Genomic DNA, 20,471 nt, shown 5'->3' on the forward strand with positions numbered 1-20,471 from the left:
CAGTGAAGTCTTGGTATTATGCTTTAATCGGATTAGGCATGGTGAGCTTGACCATGCCTATGACGGTTCAGGCGCAACAAGTTCAGAGCGCGATCGTTTCCAAACAGCAGTTGGGAGAGTTGTTGTTCAATGATCGCAACCTGTCGTTGAATCGCCAGCAATCCTGCGCCAGTTGCCATAACCCGGCCGCGGCTTTTATCGATAGTCGTGTCGATGAAAAGGGCAACAGACTGATGACTTCTCTAGGTACCGATAATAAATCGATTGGCGGGCGTAATACACCTACCGTCACCTATGCCGTTTTCACGCCGAGTTTCGACTTGCAGGGGGCTCATTCACGCTTTAATTCACAGCAAAGTGATTATCATGGTCCTGTAGGGGGCATGTTTTTAGACGGACGTGAAGCCGGCTTAGCTGAACAAGCCGGTCAGCCGCCCCTGAACCCGCTGGAAATGCAGATGCCATCAAAACAGAAGGTGGTTGAACGGTTACAGGAGAACAGGTTGTATCGAGAAGCATTTAACCGTTTTTATGGCAGTAATGTGTTTGCTCAAACCGATAACGCATACTGGGCGATGACCGATGCCATCGCGGAGTTTGAGAAATCACCCGAAGTGTCCAGTTTCGATGCTAAATATGATCGTGTTTTGCGTGGTGAAGAGGAGTTCAGTTTTAAGGAGCTTTCAGGCAAGTCTTTGTTTTTCTCACAGCAGTTCACCAACTGTGCAACCTGTCATCAAGGCCATGCAAACGGTTATGACAAAGAGACTTTCAGCAACTATGAATACCATAATATTGGTGTGCCGAAAAATGCTGACTTAGCCAAGTTGCAGTTGCAAGCCAACGGCGTTTCCCAACAAGATCATGGCCTGTTGGATAATCCGGCGGTGAACAGTGGCGCACATTTGGGTCAATTTAAGGTGCCGACACTGAGAAATGTCGCGGTCAGCGCACCCTATATGCATAATGGTGTTTTCCAAGACCTGTCTACGGTCATCAAGTTTTACGATCATTTTTTGCTGGGCTCAAAGCACAAAATCAATCCGGAGACGGGCAAGCCATGGCTGGATCCTGAGTTTGCCGAGACGGTTTCCTGGCAGGAGTTAAAGGACGGCAGGAAGTTAAAGCCTTTTCAGGTTGAGCAGATGGTCTGTTTTTTAAGAACCTTGACGGATAAGCGCTATGAGCATTTGATCGAGAAAAACGGCATTGAATGTGCTGACTAACGGAGTAGTTCCTCAACCAAGAGCTCTAGGAGTATCGCCTTCGATCGTCTCAAAGAACTTTTTATATTCTAAAGAGTTCTTGGCGATGCTGCCGCCAATATAGTATTCAAAATCGACTTCCTGACATGAATGGACATGAACCTTAAGGCTAACCGGAATCATGGTGTTGGCCGATTTACGTTCAAAATTGATTTCAATCACGTCATCAGATTTCAAAGGGACTGCAGATAAGAAACCGATGCCATGCTCTGACATATTGATAATGGTCGTATAGATGGTACGGTCGTTCTGGATAAGAATCGAGGGTAAATGCGCAGGAAGACGCGCTTCACGGCGTCGATCAATGTAGCTTTGACTGGTTTTTTGCTGTGCTGAACTGTTGTTGTCGTGGCTTTTCATTAATCTTGGGTTTCTTTCTAGGTTATTGATTCATCATAGCAAAAAGAACGCGCTTTACAATCGAAATTTAGGTAGATTATAAATTGACCATTCTAGGGTCTGTATAAAGTGCCGTCTGATGGTCTTTGATGTCGTGCAAGGCATCGAAAATATCAAAATAATCTTGATCGTTCACCTCTAGGCGTACACCTATATGGCTATTTTGCGAATAGGTAATACAGTGTTTGACGGTCCCCTTGAATTGAAACTGATGCAGTCGATTGTTTTCAATGGGTGAGACAATATCAAAATGTACCTCAATATTTGAATCCACCTCGGGATGACTGCTGCTAATAAAACCAACGCCATGACGTGAAAAATCGGTCATGGTGGCGTAGATATGCCGGTCTCCTAAGAACATCACTATAGGCCGATTCGATGGGAATCGAATATGTTGGCGTTTTTCTTTCATAAATTGAAAACCTTGGTCTCGTATTGAAGATTGTTGCTTGCCATTATAGGCGTATTTTTACGGATAGGTTATAAAGCCTTTTTTTGCTGGATTAAATTCTTTTAACAGAAGGCTTCGCCAGTTGGCATTTTCGGTTGTCTGGTGTATGGTTTCGCCAATTGAGCAAATTATTAAAGGGGATGATGGTGGCAATTAGAAAATATAAAGGCATAGCACCACAAATCGACATGCAAGCCTGGGTCGATGACAACGCAGTAGTGATTGGTAGATGTAAACTGGCTAAAGATGTCGGTATCTGGCCTAATGCTACGTTACGAGGTGATGTTAATGATATTGAAATCGGTGAAGGTTCTAATATTCAAGATGGTGCGGTCGTTCACACCACCCATGAAAGCGATATGTCTAACGGCTCGAAATGCATTGTCGGTAAACACGTCACTGTCGGCCATAATGCGGTACTGCACGGCTGTATTATCGAAGATGAGTGTCTGATTGGTATGGGAGCCGTTGTTTTGGACAATGCCGTAGTGGAAAAACACGTTCTGGTTGCAGCCAATGCACTGGTGCCACCCGGCAAGGTTCTGCAAAGCGGTTATCTTTATGTCGGCTCGCCGGTCAAGCAGGCAAGGCCTCTTAGCGAAAAGGAGTTGGCCTTTTTCCGTTATTCCGCGGAGCACTATATCAAATTGAAAAATGAATATGCCGAGCAGGAAGAGGCTTAAGCCTAAGTCTAAAACGCTTTGACAAAAGCCGGTCACCTGATATACAAGTGACCGGCTTTTTTGTGCCTGCATATCGGTATTAATAAGTTGATTTATCAGCATTTTCTGAAATAGAAAATTTATTTTATTTTGCCTGCAGGGATAGGTTTATTCAATGGATGGATCTGCCGTTCAATGGCAGCCCTAGGTTATCGGATAAATCCAGGTAATCAATATGGGTAAGTTGTAATCGATTGATATATTTGGGTTTTAACTTAACTTTTTAGCTTTTAGCCCAAGATTTAGATAAATTCACAAACCCATTAATTCTACTGCCGGTTGGCGTATTAAACAATCAAAATTTCGCATGGCGAAATGGTGCCGTTTGATATTTTTGCACCATAGAAAAAAACTATCGATTCGTTAGTAATTATTAACTTTGATTTTGTAATTAATTGATTAACAATGACTTTTGATTTGTTGACCTAAGCAGCAAAAAAAAAAATCAAAGGAGTTACTCATGGAACACTCTAGCGGTAAATGTCCTGTTATGCATGGTGCCAATACGGAAACGGCGAGTTCGGTAATGGACTGGTGGCCGAATGCATTGAATCTAGATATTCTTCATCAGCATGATCATAAAACCAATCCGATGGGCGAAGCGTTTGACTATAAGAAGGCGTTCAATAGCCTTGACCTTGAAGAACTGAAAACCGATCTAAAAAACCTAATGACCGATAGCCAATCATGGTGGCCAGCCGACTGGGGACATTATGGTGGCTTGATGATTCGTATGGCATGGCACTCGGCAGGCTCGTATCGTGTCGCCGATGGTCGAGGTGGAGCCGGCACCGGTAACCAACGTTTCGCGCCTTTGAACAGCTGGCCTGATAACGTCAATTTGGATAAGGCGCGCCGTTTGCTTTGGCCGATTAAAAAGAAATACGGCAATAAGCTGTCTTGGGCCGATTTGATGATTTTGGCCGGCAATATGGCTTATGAGTCGATGGGTTTTAAAACTTTTGGTTTTGCCGGGGGGCGAGAGGATATCTGGCATCCGGAAAAAGATATCTATTGGGGGTCGGAAAAGGAATGGCTGGCGCCAACCGGGAGTGAAGGCAGTCGCTATTCCGGACAACGTGACTTGGAAAACCCATTGGCGGCGGTAATGATGGGGTTGATTTATGTTAACCCGGAAGGGGTGGATGGTAATCCTGATCCATTGAAAACCGCTCATGATGTACGTGAGACCTTTAAGCGTATGGCGATGAATGATGAAGAGACCGTTGCTTTAACCGCCGGAGGTCATACCGTAGGTAAATGTCATGGTAATGGCGATGCCGCCGAGCTTGGTGCCGATCCGGAAGCGGCCGCTATTGAGGAGCAGGGGCTTGGTTGGAATAACCACACTTCTCGCGGTATCGGTCGCAATACCGTTTCCAGCGGACTGGAAGGCGCATGGACCAGTAATCCAACCCAGTGGGATAATGGTTATTTCTATTTGTTGTTCAATTATGACTGGGAATTGAAAAAATCACCGGCCGGTGCAAATCAATGGCAACCTATTAATCTTAAAGAAGAGGACATGGTGCCGGATGTGGAAGATCCTTCCATTAAATATAGCCCGATTATGACTGATGCGGATATGGCGATGGTCAAGGATCCGGTCTATCGTGAAATTTCGAAGAAATTCTATGAGAATCCCGAGTACTTTGCCGATACCTTTGCGCGTGCCTGGTTTAAATTGACACACCGCGACTTAGGACCTAAAAGCCGTTATTTAGGTTCCGATGTACCTGAAGAAGATTTGATTTGGCAAGACCCGATTCCGGCGAGTGGAAGTGAACTAAGCGATGCCGATGTGGCGACTTTGAAAAGCCAGATTTTAGCGAGTGGTTTAAGCGTGGCCGAATTGGTGGCAACCGCCTGGGACAGTGCGCGCACTTATCGTGGTTCCGATTATCGTGGCGGTGCCAATGGTGCGCGTATTCGTTTGATGCCACAAAAGGATTGGCCAGGTAATGAGCCGCAGCGCTTAAATAAAGTGTTGGCTGTGCTGGAGTCTATCCAGCAAGGTTTTGCCAAGCCGGTGAGCATGGCGGATTTGATTGTCCTTGGCGGAAGCGCTGCGGTGGAAAAAGCCGCTCAGGATGGCGGGGTTAATATTAATGTACCCTTTGCCTGTGGTCGCGCGGACGCCTTGCAGGAGCAGACCGATATCGAATCTTTTGAATACCTTGAGCCTTTGCATGATGGCTATCGTAACTGGCTTAAGGCCGATTATGTCGTCTCGCCGGAAGAGATGATGCTTGATCGTACTCAGTTGATGGGGTTAACCGCGCCGGAAATGACGGTTTTAGTCGGTGGTATGCGTGTTTTGGGGGCAAACCATGGCGGCAGTCAAGACGGGGTGTTCACTGATAGAGTCGGTGTGTTAAGCAATGATTTTTTTGTCAATCTAACGGATATGGCAAACAGCTGGCAGCCGACGGGTGAAAATCGCTATGAACTTCGTGACCGTAGCAGTGGTGAATTGAAATGGACGGCAACACGAGTCGATCTGGTGTTCGGTTCTAATTCAATATTGCGATCTTATGCCGAGGTTTATGCGCAGGACGATAATAAAGAGAAGTTCATTAACGACTTTGTCGCGGCCTGGGTCAAGGTTATGAACGCGGACCGTTATGACCTTGAATAGAACATAGGGATCCTTGCATCAAATAAAAAACGCTGCAAGCTTTGCGCCGGCAGCGTTTTTTTATATTGTGCAAAATGTTTTTAACTTTTGCCTTTAATCTTCGTTCTGCATGATTTGACGCACTTCGGCAATAACCGGTGCGGTTTCAGGCTTGACGCCTCGCCATAGATAAAATGCCTCAGCCGCTTGTCCAACCAGCATGCCTAGACCATCCATGGTCTGACAATCAGGCTGAGCCTGTTTCGCCCACTGCATAAATACCGTAGGTTCGGTGCTATACATCATGTCATAAACCAAAGAGTTACTGGCAATCACTCCTGTGCTGATAGGTGGTAGTTTCCCTTCCAGACTGGCCGCGGTGCCGTTAATAATAATATCGAATGTTTGTGCCGGGATGTCATCCCAGCCACTGGCACTCATCGGCACGCTGGTGGTAAATCGCTGCCCGAGTTTTTCGGCACGCATGGCAGTGCGATTGGCGATATGGACTTGTTTGGGATGCTTGTCTAATAAAGGCTCTAAAATGCCTTGTACCGCACCACCTGCACCCAGGATCAACACGCTTTTATCGGCAAACGGGCATTGACCGTTTTGTTCAATATCATTCACCAGACCAATGCCATCGGTATTGTCACCGGTTGTGCTGCCATCTTCATTGAAAATAAAAGTGTTTACCGCTTGGGCGATTTGTGCGCGTTGCGTCAATTCATCGGCATATTCAAACGCATCTAACTTATAAGGCACAGTGATATTAATGCCTTTGTAGCCACGGTTTTTCAGGTCGGCCATTTTCCAGGTAAAGCTGGTGTCGTCCGAATCAATCAGAATGGCTTCATAACTCAAATCCTGATTGGTTTGTTCGGCAAATAAGCGGTGAATTAGTGGTGATTTGGAGTGCGCAATCGGATAACCGACCACAGCGTATTTATCGCTCATAAAGTTTTCTCGATATACATTAAGCCAAAAAGTTAAGCCGGGAATAGCCCTTAGAAATATGAGCCTTTTTGAATAAAGGCTCATGATAATAAGGTGCAAGTAGATTAAAGGGTTACTGTTGTTCCTTAAGCCAGATCGCAGCCAGTTTCGCATAGTAGGTCAGGATGCCGTCGGCTCCGGCACGTTTACAGCTCAATAAGGTTTCCAAAACTACCGGCTTCTCATCAATCCAACCTTTTTCGGCGGCGGCTTTTAGCATCGCGTATTCACCACTGACATGGTAGACATAGGTCGGTGCTTTAAAGTTATCCTTGATGTCACGGACAATATCTAAATAAGGTAGTCCCGGTTTGATCATTACCATATCGGCACCCTCGTTCAGATCCATCGCCACTTCATGAAGCGCTTCGTTACGGTTTGCCGGATCCATCTGGTAAGTGTTTTTATTGCCTTTGCCAAGATTGCCCGCTGAGCCGACTGCATCACGGAAAGGTCCGTAGTAAGAGGAGGCGTATTTAGCCGAGTAAGCCATAATACGGGTATTGATATGACCGTGGTCTTCCAGCAATTCACGAATCTCGATAATGCGGCCATCCATCATATCCGATGGTCCTATGACATCGGCACCGGCCTCGGCATGCGATAGCGCCTGTTGCATCAATACATCGATGGTATCGTCATTTAAGACATAACCGTCTTCATCGATAATACCGTCTTGTCCATGAGTGGTAAACGGATCTAGCGCCACATCGGTCATAACGCCTAATTCCGGACAAGCCGCTTTGACAGCACGAACCGCGCGTTGCGCCAAGCCTTCCGGGTTGTAGGCTTCAGCCGCATCCAGTGACTTCGCTTCAAGGGGGGTGACCGGAAAGATGGCAATCATTGGAATGCCTAAAGCGGCGACTTCCTGGGCTTCGGTGACCAGCAAGTCGATACTTAAACGCTCAACGCCCGGCATGGATTTAACCGCTTCACGTTTATTGTGACCTTCAATAACGAACATCGGCAGAATCAAATCGCTTGCAGTGAGTTGGTTCTCACGCATTAAACGGCGCGAGAAATCATCTTTGCGCATGCGGCGCATACGGGTAATCGGGAATTGGCGGTTAAGCATGATAGGACCTTTGCTGTACAAATATTAATATATGCAGGAATCATACCTGCCCATGTTTTAAAAATAAAGCGACTCGCTGCCAAGGGCGGTTGAAAATAGTCCATCTTGGTTAAACGGTCAATTTTTATCCGGGTAGGGGAAAATGAGATAGCGGCGATAAATCTATTTATGGTGTGCGATTAAAAAGATTTACATTAAATAATCGTATTAAGTGTTAGTACGTAATATAAATTAAGCCTATGTGCATTGTATTGGATATACCACTATATGATGTGTTTTAGGCGCTGAATCATAAAACCGTATAGAAAGTATGCTAATTAATCATAAAAAAATTATATAAGAGAATGCTAATTTTTCTTAGTCTAGAGGTTGCAGTAAGTTGCCATAAAATTTATTATAACCTGCTAGCAATAACTGTATTAGCCTTGGTTGAAGTATCAACTTTACGGCAATCCAGGCTATTTTTGGATAATTTAAACTCTTGAATCTGGGGTGTTACCTAATTTATTCGGAATCAGGTAAATGCCATCAAGGAGCAATAAATGACAGATCAAATCGTAGAAAAGGTTGCAGTTCAGACTGAAGAATCTCGCAACCAAGGTCGTCGCGCCTTTTTGAAAGGTTCTGCGGCCGTAGCTGGTGGTGTGATGTTCACTAAAGCAGCAAGTGCAGCGGAAGGTGCTGGCTATGACGCTAAGAAAGCGGTAGCACCTTATGCAGGTAAAGAAGAAATCACAACTGTATTACAAGATGGTGCAGCGCGTAAAACACTAGGTTTCGGTGTTCGTAAATACCCATATGGTATGCCTTCTCCTTTCGAGAAAGAAGTTCAGCGTCGTACTCTTGAGTGGTTGACACCTGACTCAATGGCGTCTATCACTATGACTCCATTACACCAGTTACACGGTATCATTACGCCAAACGGTCTTCACTTTGAGCGTTTCCACGGTGGTGTACCTACTATCAATCCTGATGAGCACCGTCTAGTTATTCACGGTCTTGTTGAGCGCCCATTGATCTTCACTATGGATGATCTTAAGCGTTTCCCATCAGTATCACGTATTCACTTCGTAGAGTGTCCTGCTAACGGTGCGATGGAGTGGAAAGGTGTTCAGTTGAACTCTGTTCAGTGGACTCACGGTATGATGTCTTGTGTTGAATACACAGGTGTACGTCTATCTGACCTATTGAAAGAAGCTGGTATCAAGCCAGAAGGTAAGTGGATCATTCCTGAAGGTGCGGATGCAGCTGGTATGGCTCGTTCTATCCCTCTAGATCTAGCGATGGATGACTGTTTCATTGCTTACGCTCAAAACGGTGAAGCGCTACGTCGTGAACAGGGTTACCCTATCCGACTAGTTGTTCCTGGTTGTGAAGCGAACATGTGGGTTAAATACCTACGTCGTATCCAAGTTCACGATGTGCCTATGCAGCACCGTGAAGAAACTTCTAAGTATACAGAATTGATGCCAGATGGTACTGCGCAGCGTTTCTCATGGTACATGGAAGCAAACTCTGTAATCACTTACCCATCACCAGACTTCAAAATGGAAGGTCCTGGTAAATACTTCCTACGCGGTCTAGCTTGGTCTGGTCGTGGTAAGGTTGCTCACGTTGACATCTCTGTTGACGGTGGTAAGACATGGAAAGAAGCTCACTTTACTTCTCCAGTTCTTGATAAAGCTTGGACTCGTTTCGAACTTGAATGGGATTGGGATGGTTCAGAAGCATTCCTAATGAGCCGTGTTACAGATGAAACTGGTTACGTTCAGCCGCCAATGCCGCAGATGCGTAAACTAGAAGGTACAAACAACGTTTACCACCGTACAGCTATGGTTACATGGCGCGTACACGCTTGGGAAGATGGTAAAAACGGAGGCTTGATTGAAAATGTTCAGTACTAAGAAAACTTTGGTTGTAGCTTCTGTTGCAACACTATTTTCAGCTTCTGCATTCGCAATGTCTGGTTCTTCAGACAGCAACTCTGCAGCTGGTGAAAAAATTAACGGTAAGTACGCAGCAAACTATGAAGAAATCATCAAGAATGCTGATGGTAAGTACCTAGATAAAGCGGTTATCGAAGCAATCCTTGGTAAAGACGCAACTCACGGTCGTGACGGTCTTGAAGGTAAGCTAGATCCTGCTAACCCTTACTCTTTCGAAGTTGATGACAGCATCGATGGTGGTAACCACGGTAACGCTCAGTGTAAGATTCCTGCGGCATTTACTGAAGTTCACGACAGCGCAGCTGCAAACTTCTATGATGATGCTGACTTCGTAGCTTACGGTTTCGGTACTCCTATTGCTGAAGCGGCTCTAGAGAAGTGGAACATCGTTGTTGATGGTGATGGTAAAGGTCTTCCTGATCCTAAGGTTGGTATGACAGTAGCTGAAGGTGCTAAGCTTTACGTTCAGTTCTGTGGTATGTGTCACGGTGAATTCGGTGAAGGTGCTAAAGGTTACCTACCTCTAGCAGTTGAAGAAGATCTAACAACTTCTGACTTCTCTGATCCAGCTCCAATGAAAACTGTTGGTAACTACTGGCCGTACGCTGTAACTCTTTTCGACTACATCCGTCGTACAATGCCTTTCTGGACACCAAACGCACCATATATCGGTGACGCTGGTTACATGGGTATGACAGGTTACATCCTTCAGTCTAACTACATCCCTATGGATGATGAAGGGACTGAATTAGAAGACGATACTTTCTTCAACTCTGAAGTTCTGATGAAAATGAACAAGTACATGAAGAACCAAGGTAACTTCTTCTGTGACCACCGTCCAGTTATCCACAACGAACGTTGTATGGAAAACTGTGATAAGGCTACTGTAGGTGATGGTACTGGTGATATCAATAACTATCGTCAAGCACGTCGTCTACCTGATGGAACACCTCAGTACAACGTTCCTCAGCGTCTGCACGAAGATAAGCCAGGTGTTGGTCACGCCGGCATGTAATTTAACGATTTAAAGTTTCGTTATGCACTGCTAATTCGGTGTTAGATGCAGGTCGCTTACGAGAGTAAGCTCCTGCATCTGCCTTGCCTTAACAGCGCCTAACGAGCTTTAAATAAGTTAAATTCGATAAACCCGCTACTGTTTTGCAGTAGCGGGTTTTTTTGTGTCTTAAAGAAAGTTATCCCGTTGTTTTTATAAGGGATTTTGTGGCATTTTTTTCGAACAAATCATTGATTTCTAATATGGTTGTCTGTAAAATTCCGTTATTCCCTCGTGGCTATAACGGTTTAAATTATATGCGCAATGAACTTATCGATCCATTCAACAGAAAAATAGAATACATCCGTGTTTCAGTGACGGACAAATGTAACTATCGTTGCGGCTATTGTATGCCCGAACAAGGCGTGCATCCGGACGGAACCCATAAGGAATATCTTTCCTATGATGAATTGTCGCGGATTATCAAAGCCTTTGTTGATCTGGGAGTTGCCAAGGTACGTATTACCGGTGGTGAGCCTTTAGTAAGAAAGAACCTTGCGGACTTGGTTGGTCAGATCAGTGGCTATGAAGGGCTTGAAGACATCGCCTTATCAACCAATGCCCATCATTTAGGCCGTGAAGCCATTGCTTTAAAAGAAGCCGGCGTCAATCGCGTTAATATCTCCATAGACTCATTGAAAGCGCAGCGCTTCAACAAAATCACTCGTGGTGGAGATTTGGAGAAAGTATTGGCAGGTGTCGATAAAGCGTTAGAAGTCGGCATGAATCCGGTCAAATTCAATATGGTGGTAATGAAAGGCACCAATGATGACGAGATTGAAGCCATGGTTGATTACGGTTTGGAAAAAGGCGTTGAAGTACGTTTTATCGAAACCATGCCAATCGGTCCGGCCGGGGTAGCAATGATGGATCAGCACTATGCTGCCGATAAGATCCTTGCACGTATTAAAGCTCATGTTGGTGCCGATTTGATTCCGGCCGCCAGTAAGAGCCATGATGGCCCGGCACGTAATTTCAAGATTGCCGGAACCAATACCAAGATCGGTGTTATTTCCGCAGTATCGCAACACTTTTGTGAGACCTGCAACCGTGTGCGTTTGACGGCAAAGGGTGTATTGGCATTATGTTTAGGTCAGGAAGATTCTGTCGATTTGCGTACCCCGCTAAGAGAAGGAATCAGTGACGACGGATTGAAACAATTGATTAAGGATGCTTTGCTGAAAAAACCGGAGCGTCATTATTTCAATGAGAACGTCCACAATATTGAATTTAGACAAATGGTTCAACTTGGCGGTTAAGCCGCATCTATTGATTATTTAAGCAGGAATTAAAAATGCTGAATGTTTTATATTTTGCCAGCTTTAGAGAAGTGTTAGGTCAGGCTGAAGAGCAGTTGGCCGCTGAATACCAGACGGTTAACGAACTATTGGAAGCTTTGGCGCAACGAGGTGAAACCTGGCAGCAGGCATTGCGTGATAACCAAAATTTACAAATTGCAGTCAATCACGATGTGGCTCAGCGTGAAACCACTATTAAAGCGGGTGATGAAATTGCCTTTTTCCCACCTGTAACAGGTGGTTGATAATGGCACAATACCCTTTTATCCAAGTTCAAGCGGAAGACTTTGACTTAAGCACTGAAGTTGCCAAACTACGTGAAGGGCATAAGGATATCGGTGCTGTGGTCAGTTTTGTCGGCACGGTACGTGATATCAATGAAGGCGATGAGGTGAGTATCCTCGAGCTGGAACATTATCCGGGCATGACCGAAAAAGCACTCGAGAATATCCGTCTGGAAGCGCATAAGCGTTGGCATTTGGAATCAAGTAAGATCATTCACCGCATCGGTAAAATGTATCCTTGTGAGCAAATCGTTTTGGTTGCGGTAAGCAGTCGCCATCGTGAAAACGCATTCCATGCCGCCCATTTTATTATGGACTACCTGAAAACCAATGCGCCTTTCTGGAAAAAGGAAACTTTACCGGATGGTAGCGAACGCTGGGTTGATGCACGTATCAGTGACAAAGAAGCAGAAAAACGTTGGGCCGAATAACCCGTTTGACTGTATTACGCTCGATATAGATAACAACTCTGAATTTATTGCTAAATTATCCAAATTAATCGTTCAAAGACCGACAAGAGTAGCTTATGAAAACCTTTGATGAAGCCTTGCATCATTTACTCACTCATGTAGACATTACGACCAAAACAGAAACCGTTCCCGTCGGTGCAGCTTTAGGCCGTATTTTAGCCGAACCTGTGGTTTCACCGGTGAATGTACCGCCACATGACAACAGCATGATGGATGGCTATGCATTGCATAGTTTTGACTTGGAACATAATAATATTCTCGAAGTCAGTCAGCGAATCCCTGCGGGCGCACAGCCCGAACCGTTAAAAGCGGGTACCGCGGCCCGCATTTTCACCGGTGCCCCAATCCCTGAAGGTGCCAATATCGTCATTATGCAGGAAGAGACCGAGCAGCTAGCGGAGAATCAGGTAAAGATCACCGCACAGAAACCCAAGGCCGGTCAAAATATCCGTATTGTCGGAGAAGACATCAAGGCGCGGGCCACTATTCTAAAACAAGGTCATAAATTGCGTGCTCAGGATCTAGGTCTTATCACCTCCATTGGTACCGCTGAGGTTAAAGTCTACCTGCCATTGACGATCGCGACCTTTACCACCGGTGATGAATTACTTGAACCGGGACAGGCACCACAGCCTGGCAAAATCTTCAATGCTAACCGCTATGTGTTAGCGGGTTTGATTCCTGAATTAGGCTTTAAATTACTCGACTTGGGTAGGGTGGAAGACACTTTGGAAGCCACTGTCATGGCGATGAAAGAAGCGGCCGAAATTGCCGATGTGGTAGTGACCACCGGTGGCGTATCGGTAGGCGAGGAAGATCATATCAAACCGGCGATCGAGCAGCTAGGCAGCCTAGATATGTGGAAAGTGAAAATGAAGCCGGGTAAACCTTTAGCTTACGGTGATATCCAAGGCACGCCGTTTATCGGCCTGCCGGGTAATCCGGTTTCTGCTTTCGCAACCTTTAACCTGTTTGCCCGTCCCTATCTGTTGAAGATGCAGGGGGCAAGCGCCTATAAAGCCAAGCCGGTTTGGCTAAAGGCAGATTTTGAGTGGACCAAACCCGGATTCCGTCGAGAATTCGCCCGCGCCCGTTTGATCAATAAAAACCAGCAAAGCTTTGTCGAAATTTATCCGCAGCAGGGTTCAGGGGTGCTGACCTCGACCGTATGGGCAGATGGTTTTGTGGTGATTCCTGAAGACAATGTTATCCGCCAGGGCGACAAGGTTGCGTTTTACCCGTTTAATGCCGTAAATGAATAAGAGAAGAAAATGACTGAAGCTACATTAACTCATTTGGATGAAAAAGGTCAGGCACGTATGGTTGATGTCGGTGAAAAACCGCATACCGAGCGTTCGGCCACCGCTACCGCGATCATTTATATGCAGCCGGAAACCTTGGCGATGATTGTCGAAGGCAAGCATAAGAAAGGTGATGTCATGGCGACTGCACGAATTGCCGGTATTATGGCGGCTAAACGCACTCCTGATCTGATTCCAATGTGTCATCCCTTGATGATCACTTCGGTAAAAGTGGATTTGGTTGCGGATATGGATGTCAGCTGCGTCAATATCGAGGCGACCTGTAAAACGGTCGGTCAAACCGGCATCGAGATTGAAGCCTTAACGGCAGCATCGGTAGCGGCATTGACGCTTTACGATATGTGTAAGGCGGTCGATCGTGGCATGGTGATTGATCAGGTGCAATTAATGGAAAAAGTCGGTGGGAAATCCGGTCATTGGCAACGCTAAGTTTCATTTTTCCGATAATTGAAAACCCGCTTTATGCGGGTTTTATTTTGTCTCTTCCTGGTCCTGTTCGGGTTGTGTTTCTTCCTGATGGTTTTCCTTAAAGTCGTGCTTGTTTTCATACATATGCTGATCGGCGCAGTGAATAATCTCTTCCGCCGAAGGATAGTCATCAGGCCCCGCTTGCATATAACCGACGCTCAGGGTTAAGTCAGCTTCATGTAATTGAATTTCATCCATCAGGCGACGGCTATAGAGTTGTTTGGCTTGTTTCTCGGTACATTTCGGCAAGACAATGCAGAATTCATCGCCGCCATAACGGAAACACTGATCTTCCTCGCGTGAGATGCGGTTAATGGCATTGGCAACGGTACGCAGAATCTCATCGCCGCGTTGGTGACCCTCTTCATCATTAATCTTTTTGAAATTGTTAATGTCCAGATATGCGACCGTTACCGGTTCCAAACGCCTTTGCGCGGCTCTTAGTGTTTGCGTTAGGATCTCATTCAGGTGACGCACATTCAACAGACCGGTCAAAGCATCGGTACGCGATAGAATCTCCAGCTGAAGGGTACGCTCTTTGACTTTTTGTTCCAGTTCGATCGCATAGTCCTCGGATTTCTCTTTTGAGGTTTCGATTTCTGAAATCAAGCTTCTGATATAGGTATCGAATACCAAGGAAACATCGAACATAAACAGTTTTTCCAGTGCGCTCTGCGCTTGCAAGAGCTGCTCTGGCTGATTTTCCAAGATATTTTGCAGCATATCCATCAAAAGTTTTTTCAGCTGTTGGACGGCGGCGAGATAAAGCTTGGGTTCGACCCCGATGCGTTTATGGACCATCCCGATACGCAAACGGTTGTTAACATATTCGATATCATAGAAACCGCTGAATAGATCGATGATATATTTACGCTGCGCATTACGCAGGCGCCCAAGGGTATCGGCATCTCCAATCAATAGGGCAATTTCAGGGATATCGGTTTGCAGTTCGTAAAAAAGTTTAACGACTTCGTCGATTTCTTGTTCAACGAGCGGTTTGACATTATTGAGTATTTCGACATCTTCATAGGAGATATTGAATAGCGTTTTACGGCTTTCGATCTCCAGTTGGGTGATGCGCATCTGTTCCAATAGGGTTTGATCGGTTCTATTCATAAGATACCTATGCTGTCAAATAAGACGTTGTAATCACTCATAACTACACTACATAATACTACTAATATCAAATATATTGAAAGAGAGTTAAGAATTAAAGGCATAATGCATTGAAAGGCTTAGTGTCGATTCGGTTTGTATTGACCGCTGAAACAAAGATTCATAACAATAGAGATTTCTATGAACGCCAAAGTCACTAAAAAATGGTCGGTTTATTTACTGAGTTGCGCCGATGAAACGCTTTATTGCGGTATTACCAACGATTTGGGCAAACGTTTACGTCAGCATAATGGTGAGATTCAAGGAGGGGCAAAATATACCGCAAGCAGGCGGCCCTGCCAATTGGTCTATCAAGAGGCTGTGGCGACTCGTTCCTGTGCCAGCCAGCGGGAATATCAAATCAAGAAAATGAGCCGTTTGGCGAAGCAACGGTTAATTGATACGACCATATCTTAGGCAATAAAAAACCCGCATAGAGCGGGTTTTTATTATTGAAGCTTATTAGTCACGCTTCATGCGGCGTGGCTTGCCTTTATCTTTTGGGCTGCCTTGTTTCTTATGACGAGACAGACGCTTACGTGGTGGTAGGCCGCCGTCCTTGACTTCACGGATGCGTAGCTGCTGACCGCAGACCCAAGCCTTGCCCAAGTCATCACGTACATCTTTTGGCATGCTTGCCGGCAGATCAACCATACTGAAGTTATCTTCGATACGTAGTTGACGGATAAACTCGCTGTCGATACCGGCTTCATTGGCGATACAGCCAACGATATTACCTGGACGCACGCCATGCTGGTTACCCACTTCGATACGGTAACGAGTCATCCCCTCATCAGGTGTGGCACTGTATTCACGACGTGGTTTACGTTCACGACGTTCATTGCGTCCACCGCGGTCGCCACGGTCTCCGCGTTCATTGCGGTTACGTTCACGTGGTTGCGCAATCGGCTTTTCCGATAGGAAGAATGGAATATCACCCTGTAGTAGGCGTGCCAAGGCAGCGGCGATTTCAACGGCTGGAATGTTTTGTTCATTTTCAACCTGTTCAACCAAATCCTGATAGAAAGCCAGTTCATCCATTTTAGTCGCTTCAACAATACGTGCCTTGAAACGATCGACACGACTGTCGTTAATCTGCTGGGTTGAAGGTAGGTGCATTTCAGGAATCTTGCTCTTAGTGGTGCGCTCAATCGAATTCAATAAACGACGTTCACGAGGTGTCACAAACAAGATTGCAGAACCTGAGCGTCCGGCACGACCGGTACGACCGATACGGTGAACATAGGCTTCATTGTCCTGAGGAATATCGTAGTTGAATACATGGCTGATACGAGGTACGTCCAAACCACGGGCAACCACGTCTGTGGCAACCAGGATATCCAGTTTACCGGTTTTTAACTGATCAACGATGCGTTCGCGGTGGTTTTGAGCGATATCGCCGTTAAGTGCCGCTGCCGCATAGCCGCGCGCTTCGAGTTTTTCGGCCAATTCAATGGTCGCAGTTTTGGTACGCACGAAAATAATCGATGCATCAATCTTGTCTTCCGCTTCAAGAATGCGGGTTAGGGCATCAAGCTTATGCGCTTGGCTGACCAATAGGTATTTCTGTTCGATAGTTGTCGCTGTAGTGGTTTTCTGCTTGATAATGACTTCAGTCGGGTTATCAAGGTAACTTGTGGCGATACGGTGTACTTCTTTCGGCATGGTTGCCGAGAACAGAGCGATCTGACGGCTATCTGGCGTGTGCTTCAAGATCCATTCGACATCGTCGATAAAGCCCATACGTAGCATTTCATCGGCTTCATCCAGAACCAATAGTTTTAGGTTGTCCAGTTTCAAGGTACCTTTATTGATATGATCCATGACACGGCCCGGTGTCCCGACAACTACCTGTACGCCGCGTTTTAGCGCACGAATCTGTGTACCGTAGTCAGAACCACCGTAAATCGGTAAAACATGGAAACCTTTTAGGTTGTGGGCAAAGCTCTGGAAGGCTTCCGCGACCTGAATGGCAAGCTCGCGTGTTGGTGCCAATACCAATACCTGAGGGTCTTTCTGGTTATATTGGGCGATGCTTAAAGCCGGTAGGGCAAAAGCGGCCGTTTTACCGGTACCGGTTTGTGCCATACCTAGGATATCATTACCTTCTAGCAGAGCTGGAATGGCTTGAGCCTGGATTGGTGACGGTGTTTCATAACCGATTTCGGTGATTGCCTGCAGTACCTGCGGCAGTAAGTTTAAGTCTTTGAAGCTGACTTCAGTCGTCATGTGGCGTCCTTTCTCGTTATAGAGAAGTCGGTGCCCTGGAATAAATGCTATATCAGTACGGCATAACAAGTGACAGAATTCATGGCAATGGTAAAAAGATTCATATCACTGTTATGCAGAGAATAGTTTTCCATAGAAAACTGATTCTTTGGAATGGTCGTTATTCTGGGGCAAATTGCAATAAGGGAGTTTTCCCGTAAAAGAGCTGTTTGCGGCAGAATAATCGCGAAAAAATTCGTTTTAGGGCGTGTCTAAGACAGCGCTGAGGCAAATCGCTCTTGCGATGCGTTCAATAAAGTTGTCTTAACTTTGCAGAATCGCATTTTTGTGGCACGGATTCTACTAGAATGCGCAATGATATGCAAATAATCTTTATAGGCGGATAAAAATATTTAACAATGGCTTAAAAACGCTATTCAGAATCGTCGATCGATCCTGCCATTTCTTGCACTGCTTTTTTGTCGGCGATGGCTTGGCTGAAGAAAGTGTTTTCGAACTCGTCTGCCGAGCAAGGCTTATTGAAAAAGAAGCCCTGAATCAGAACATCGTCTTTTTGCTGTTGGATAAACTCGACCTGCTGTTCGGTTTCCACGCCTTCGGCAACGACAATCAGGTCTTTGGCTTGAGCCAAACGGATAATTGATTCAACAATGGCGATGTCGGCTTTACTTTCGGGAATGCGGCCAATGAAACTCTTGTCGATTTTAAGTTCGTGAATCGGCAGTTTCTGAAAGTAGGTCAAAGATGAATAACCGGTACCGAAGTCATCGATCGATACTTTGAAACCAATTTCGCGAAGCTCGCCGATTTTCTGCACGGCGCTTTCAATGTCTGAGACCAGGATGCCTTCGGTCAGTTCCATGGTGATCAGATTTGGATTGACCTGGGTTTCATTGAGGATTGCGCGCACATTTTCGATAAAATCCGCTTCGTGGAACTGAATCGGGCTGATATTCACCGAAAGGTGGAATTTATGACTGTATTGCTGCCAGATTTTCGCCTGCAAGAAGGCGCGGTACATAATCCAGGCACCGAGCTTGAGGATCTGGCGGCTATCTTCGGCAATCTCGATAAAGGTACAAGGTGAAATCCAGCCATGCTTGGGATGATGCCAGCGGGCAAGGACTTCAGCGCCGTAGAGGTTTTTGTCTTTATCCAGTTGCGCTTGGTAATAAAGCTCGATTTCATTGCGGTTATGTGCATTGACCAAGTCGCTTTCCAGTTCACGGCAGTATTTGACCTGCTCGGTCAGGGCGATATCGTAAGTGAAGATTTTGTGCTGGCTGTTGACGTCTTTAGCGTGCGCTACCGCCAAATCGGCATTGATCAACAGGTCTTCCGGTGATTCTTCGGTATAGCCTGGATACACCACGATACCGATGCGCACCGAGCTGTTCAGGGTTAACTGTTCGACATCGAAATGGTGGTTAAGAATATGGGATACCTTAAGCGCTAATCTATGCGCGCTTTGCGCGGCTTTTTCCGCGGTATAGTCGCTGTCCTGAGAGATAATGACGAATTCATCGCCTTCCAGGCGGGCAATCTTGTCATTCGGGCGCAAGACGCGCTGAATGGCCTCGGAAACCTTAACGAGGAACTTGTCACCGGTACGGCGGCCAAAAGCATCGTTAATGCCTTTGAAACGTTCCAGGTTAATGCATAACAAGGCGCTGAAAGTCTTCTTGCGACGATGTTGAGCAATCACCGTATTGATGTTCTGTAGCGCCTGCTTACGGTTTGGCAAGCCTGTCAGCGTATCGAAATAAGCCATGTGCTCGAGTTTGGCATGGGCTTCTTTAATATCGGTAATACTCTGCAAATTGACAATGTAGTGTTCAATATTGAACTCTTCATCAATCACCATCGAGATGCTCAATATCGCATGGAAAATCGTGTCTTCGCTCGGGTGCAGCTCCACCTCTCCGCTCCAGAACTTATGCTCGATCAGCGTCTTCAATAGACCGGTGGTGTCGTTTTTCAAGTCGATCTGTTGTTCGAGCCATTGCATCAAGGTCATGCTGTTGAGTCGTCTGCGGTCGATCCCGGACAGAGCGATAAAGCTGTCATTCGCCTTAATGATAAAGCCATGCTCATTGGCAATGAATTGGCCGTTATAGCTGTTGAAAGCCGCTTCCATCAGGCGTTGTTGTGATTCTACCTGTGCGTGTACGCTGCGGTCATAGATGGCCAGTAAAACGTTGCGCACGCGTCCCATGCTGTCGAGCATCGCCTTGGCGCTTAATAACAGTGGTTTGACTTTTAGGGTTTGCGGATTACGCAGCCAAATGGTGATTTCGGTCGGTTCCGGAGACGGGTATTCTTTGATGAATTGCAGCCAGTGGTGCAATTTGAAGGGTAGGGTCGCTTTTTTATTTTTGAAGATTGGGAGAAAGGTGAATTCTGGATCGAAATCGTCATCAATCACCAAGAGCTGCTTGGCGTAGGTGTTTATATGGTGGACAGCCAACCCCTGCTTAAAAAGAATAATACCGTTATGCAGTGCGTTATAGATATCGTGCCGGTTACTTCGCTCATCTTTTAAACGAGAAACGGTTTTTTCCAGCTCGGTAAACTGTAGCTTGTCATTCATTAATAGAATGGCACCTTAATTAATAGGGGTTTGTTACAGTGATTCTAGCCTATGTACCGGTCTCTGAAAACCCCAAAAGCACTATTTATCATGTAATTTTTAACGATAAATATTGCTGATGAGGCCA

18 protein-coding genes are annotated in these 20,471 nt (G+C 45.8%); 11 read left to right on the forward strand and 7 right to left on the reverse strand.

The window, feature by feature from the left end; genetic code table 11:
* Window positions 1-2 precede the first annotated feature (2 nt).
* Entirely contained in the window at window positions 3-1,226 is a 1,224-nt protein-coding gene (locus FE785_RS00660; protein WP_202978311.1) for a cytochrome-c peroxidase, read from the forward strand.
* A gap of 12 nt (window positions 1,227-1,238) precedes the next feature.
* On the opposite strand, the gene FE785_RS00665 is transcribed toward FE785_RS00660, so the two are convergent.
* Window positions 1,239-1,625, reverse strand: a complete 387-nt coding sequence (locus FE785_RS00665) for a PilZ domain-containing protein (protein ID WP_138563412.1) — start codon at window positions 1,623-1,625, stop codon at window positions 1,239-1,241.
* A gap of 76 nt (window positions 1,626-1,701) precedes the next feature.
* Window positions 1,702-2,076: a PilZ domain-containing protein gene (locus FE785_RS00670; RefSeq protein ID WP_138563414.1), complete on the reverse strand. Its 375-nt coding sequence runs from the start codon at window positions 2,074-2,076 to the stop codon at window positions 1,702-1,704.
* Window positions 2,077-2,261: 185 nt separating this feature from the next.
* On the opposite strand from FE785_RS00670, the gene FE785_RS00675 reads away from it, so the two are divergent.
* Window positions 2,262-2,798 (forward strand): gamma carbonic anhydrase family protein, encoded by a 537-nt coding sequence (locus FE785_RS00675; RefSeq protein WP_138565747.1) that lies wholly within the window; start codon window positions 2,262-2,264, stop codon window positions 2,796-2,798.
* Between the two features lie 499 nt (window positions 2,799-3,297).
* Complete coding sequence (gene katG, locus FE785_RS00680) at window positions 3,298-5,475, forward strand: catalase/peroxidase HPI (protein WP_138563416.1); 2,178 nt, start codon at window positions 3,298-3,300, stop codon at window positions 5,473-5,475.
* Between the two features lie 93 nt (window positions 5,476-5,568).
* Here the strand turns inward: katG and aroE are convergent, their stop codons facing one another.
* The gene (aroE, locus tag FE785_RS00685) at window positions 5,569-6,411 is read right to left on the reverse strand and encodes a shikimate dehydrogenase (RefSeq protein WP_138563418.1); all 843 of its coding nucleotides are present in this window, start codon (window positions 6,409-6,411) and stop codon (window positions 5,569-5,571) included.
* A 112-nt stretch (window positions 6,412-6,523) separates the two neighbouring features.
* Entirely contained in the window at window positions 6,524-7,528 is a 1,005-nt protein-coding gene (gene hemB, locus FE785_RS00690) for a porphobilinogen synthase (protein ID WP_138563420.1), read from the reverse strand.
* A gap of 542 nt (window positions 7,529-8,070) precedes the next feature.
* Here hemB and soxC point away from each other — a divergent pair.
* The 7 genes from soxC (at window position 8,071) to moaC (ending at window position 14,331) form a co-directional block, all read left to right on the forward strand.
* Window positions 8,071-9,432: a sulfite dehydrogenase gene (soxC, locus tag FE785_RS00695; RefSeq protein ID WP_138563422.1), complete on the forward strand. Its 1,362-nt coding sequence runs from the start codon at window positions 8,071-8,073 to the stop codon at window positions 9,430-9,432.
* Window positions 9,419-10,489, forward strand: coding sequence for a c-type cytochrome (locus tag FE785_RS00700; RefSeq protein WP_138565748.1), 1,071 nt, complete (start codon window positions 9,419-9,421; stop codon window positions 10,487-10,489). The genes soxC and FE785_RS00700 overlap by 14 nt, the downstream gene beginning before the upstream one ends.
* 296 nt (window positions 10,490-10,785) lie before the next feature.
* Window positions 10,786-11,787, forward strand: a complete 1,002-nt coding sequence (gene moaA, locus FE785_RS00705; protein WP_138563424.1) for a GTP 3',8-cyclase MoaA — start codon at window positions 10,786-10,788, stop codon at window positions 11,785-11,787.
* A 35-nt stretch (window positions 11,788-11,822) separates the two neighbouring features.
* Window positions 11,823-12,071, forward strand: coding sequence for a molybdopterin converting factor subunit 1 (gene moaD / locus FE785_RS00710; RefSeq protein ID WP_138563426.1), 249 nt, complete (start codon window positions 11,823-11,825; stop codon window positions 12,069-12,071).
* 2 nt (window positions 12,072-12,073) lie between these two features.
* On the forward strand, window positions 12,074-12,541 hold the full coding sequence (gene moaE, locus FE785_RS00715; protein ID WP_138563428.1) for a molybdopterin synthase catalytic subunit MoaE: 468 nt from the start codon (window positions 12,074-12,076) through the stop codon (window positions 12,539-12,541).
* 95 nt (window positions 12,542-12,636) lie between these two features.
* Window positions 12,637-13,842, forward strand: coding sequence for a molybdopterin molybdotransferase MoeA (locus FE785_RS00720; protein WP_138563430.1), 1,206 nt, complete (start codon window positions 12,637-12,639; stop codon window positions 13,840-13,842).
* Between the two features lie 9 nt (window positions 13,843-13,851).
* On the forward strand, window positions 13,852-14,331 hold the full coding sequence (gene moaC / locus FE785_RS00725) for a cyclic pyranopterin monophosphate synthase MoaC (protein ID WP_138563432.1): 480 nt from the start codon (window positions 13,852-13,854) through the stop codon (window positions 14,329-14,331).
* A gap of 42 nt (window positions 14,332-14,373) precedes the next feature.
* Here moaC and FE785_RS00730 read toward each other — a convergent pair whose 3' ends face one another.
* Complete coding sequence (locus FE785_RS00730; protein ID WP_138563434.1) at window positions 14,374-15,486, reverse strand: GGDEF domain-containing protein; 1,113 nt, start codon at window positions 15,484-15,486, stop codon at window positions 14,374-14,376.
* Between the two features lie 180 nt (window positions 15,487-15,666).
* On the opposite strand from FE785_RS00730, the gene FE785_RS00735 reads away from it, so the two are divergent.
* Entirely contained in the window at window positions 15,667-15,942 is a 276-nt protein-coding gene (locus FE785_RS00735) for a GIY-YIG nuclease family protein (RefSeq protein WP_138563436.1), read from the forward strand.
* 45 nt (window positions 15,943-15,987) lie between these two features.
* Here the strand turns inward: FE785_RS00735 and FE785_RS00740 are convergent, their stop codons facing one another.
* Entirely contained in the window at window positions 15,988-17,754 is a 1,767-nt protein-coding gene (locus FE785_RS00740; protein WP_138563438.1) for a DEAD/DEAH box helicase, read from the reverse strand.
* 412 nt (window positions 17,755-18,166) lie between these two features.
* Window positions 18,167-20,344 (reverse strand): putative bifunctional diguanylate cyclase/phosphodiesterase, encoded by a 2,178-nt coding sequence (locus FE785_RS00745; RefSeq protein WP_138563440.1) that lies wholly within the window; start codon window positions 20,342-20,344, stop codon window positions 18,167-18,169.
* Between the last annotated feature and the right edge of the window lie 127 nt (window positions 20,345-20,471).

The sequence above is a fragment of the Thiomicrorhabdus sediminis genome (genome assembly GCF_005885815.1).
Taxonomy (GTDB): domain Bacteria; phylum Pseudomonadota; class Gammaproteobacteria; order Thiomicrospirales; family Thiomicrospiraceae; genus Thiomicrorhabdus; species Thiomicrorhabdus sediminis.

Bases quoted from the DNA above. Each gene is read 5' to 3' on its own strand.
- FE785_RS00670 (WP_138563414.1), bottom strand. From the start codon at position 2,076: ATGAAAGAAAAACGCCAACATATTCGATTCCCATCGAATCGGCCTATA.
- FE785_RS00730 (WP_138563434.1), bottom strand. From the start codon at position 15,486: ATGAATAGAACCGATCAAACCCTATTGGAACAGATGCGCATCACCCAA.
- hemB (WP_138563420.1), bottom strand. From the start codon at position 7,528: ATGCTTAACCGCCAATTCCCGATTACCCGTATGCGCCGCATGCGCAAA.
- moaC (WP_138563432.1), top strand. From the start codon at position 13,852: ATGACTGAAGCTACATTAACTCATTTGGATGAAAAAGGTCAGGCACGT.
- moaD (WP_138563426.1), top strand. From the start codon at position 11,823: ATGCTGAATGTTTTATATTTTGCCAGCTTTAGAGAAGTGTTAGGTCAG.
- FE785_RS00740 (WP_138563438.1), bottom strand. From the start codon at position 17,754: ATGACGACTGAAGTCAGCTTCAAAGACTTAAACTTACTGCCGCAGGTA.
- FE785_RS00720 (WP_138563430.1), top strand. From the start codon at position 12,637: ATGAAAACCTTTGATGAAGCCTTGCATCATTTACTCACTCATGTAGAC.
- moaE (WP_138563428.1), top strand. From the start codon at position 12,074: ATGGCACAATACCCTTTTATCCAAGTTCAAGCGGAAGACTTTGACTTA.
- FE785_RS00665 (WP_138563412.1), bottom strand. From the start codon at position 1,625: ATGAAAAGCCACGACAACAACAGTTCAGCACAGCAAAAAACCAGTCAA.
- aroE (WP_138563418.1), bottom strand. From the start codon at position 6,411: ATGAGCGATAAATACGCTGTGGTCGGTTATCCGATTGCGCACTCCAAA.
- FE785_RS00735 (WP_138563436.1), top strand. From the start codon at position 15,667: ATGAACGCCAAAGTCACTAAAAAATGGTCGGTTTATTTACTGAGTTGC.
- katG (WP_138563416.1), top strand. From the start codon at position 3,298: ATGGAACACTCTAGCGGTAAATGTCCTGTTATGCATGGTGCCAATACG.
- FE785_RS00745 (WP_138563440.1), bottom strand. From the start codon at position 20,344: ATGAATGACAAGCTACAGTTTACCGAGCTGGAAAAAACCGTTTCTCGT.
- FE785_RS00700 (WP_138565748.1), top strand. From the start codon at position 9,419: ATGTTCAGTACTAAGAAAACTTTGGTTGTAGCTTCTGTTGCAACACTA.
- soxC (WP_138563422.1), top strand. From the start codon at position 8,071: ATGACAGATCAAATCGTAGAAAAGGTTGCAGTTCAGACTGAAGAATCT.
- moaA (WP_138563424.1), top strand. From the start codon at position 10,786: ATGCGCAATGAACTTATCGATCCATTCAACAGAAAAATAGAATACATC.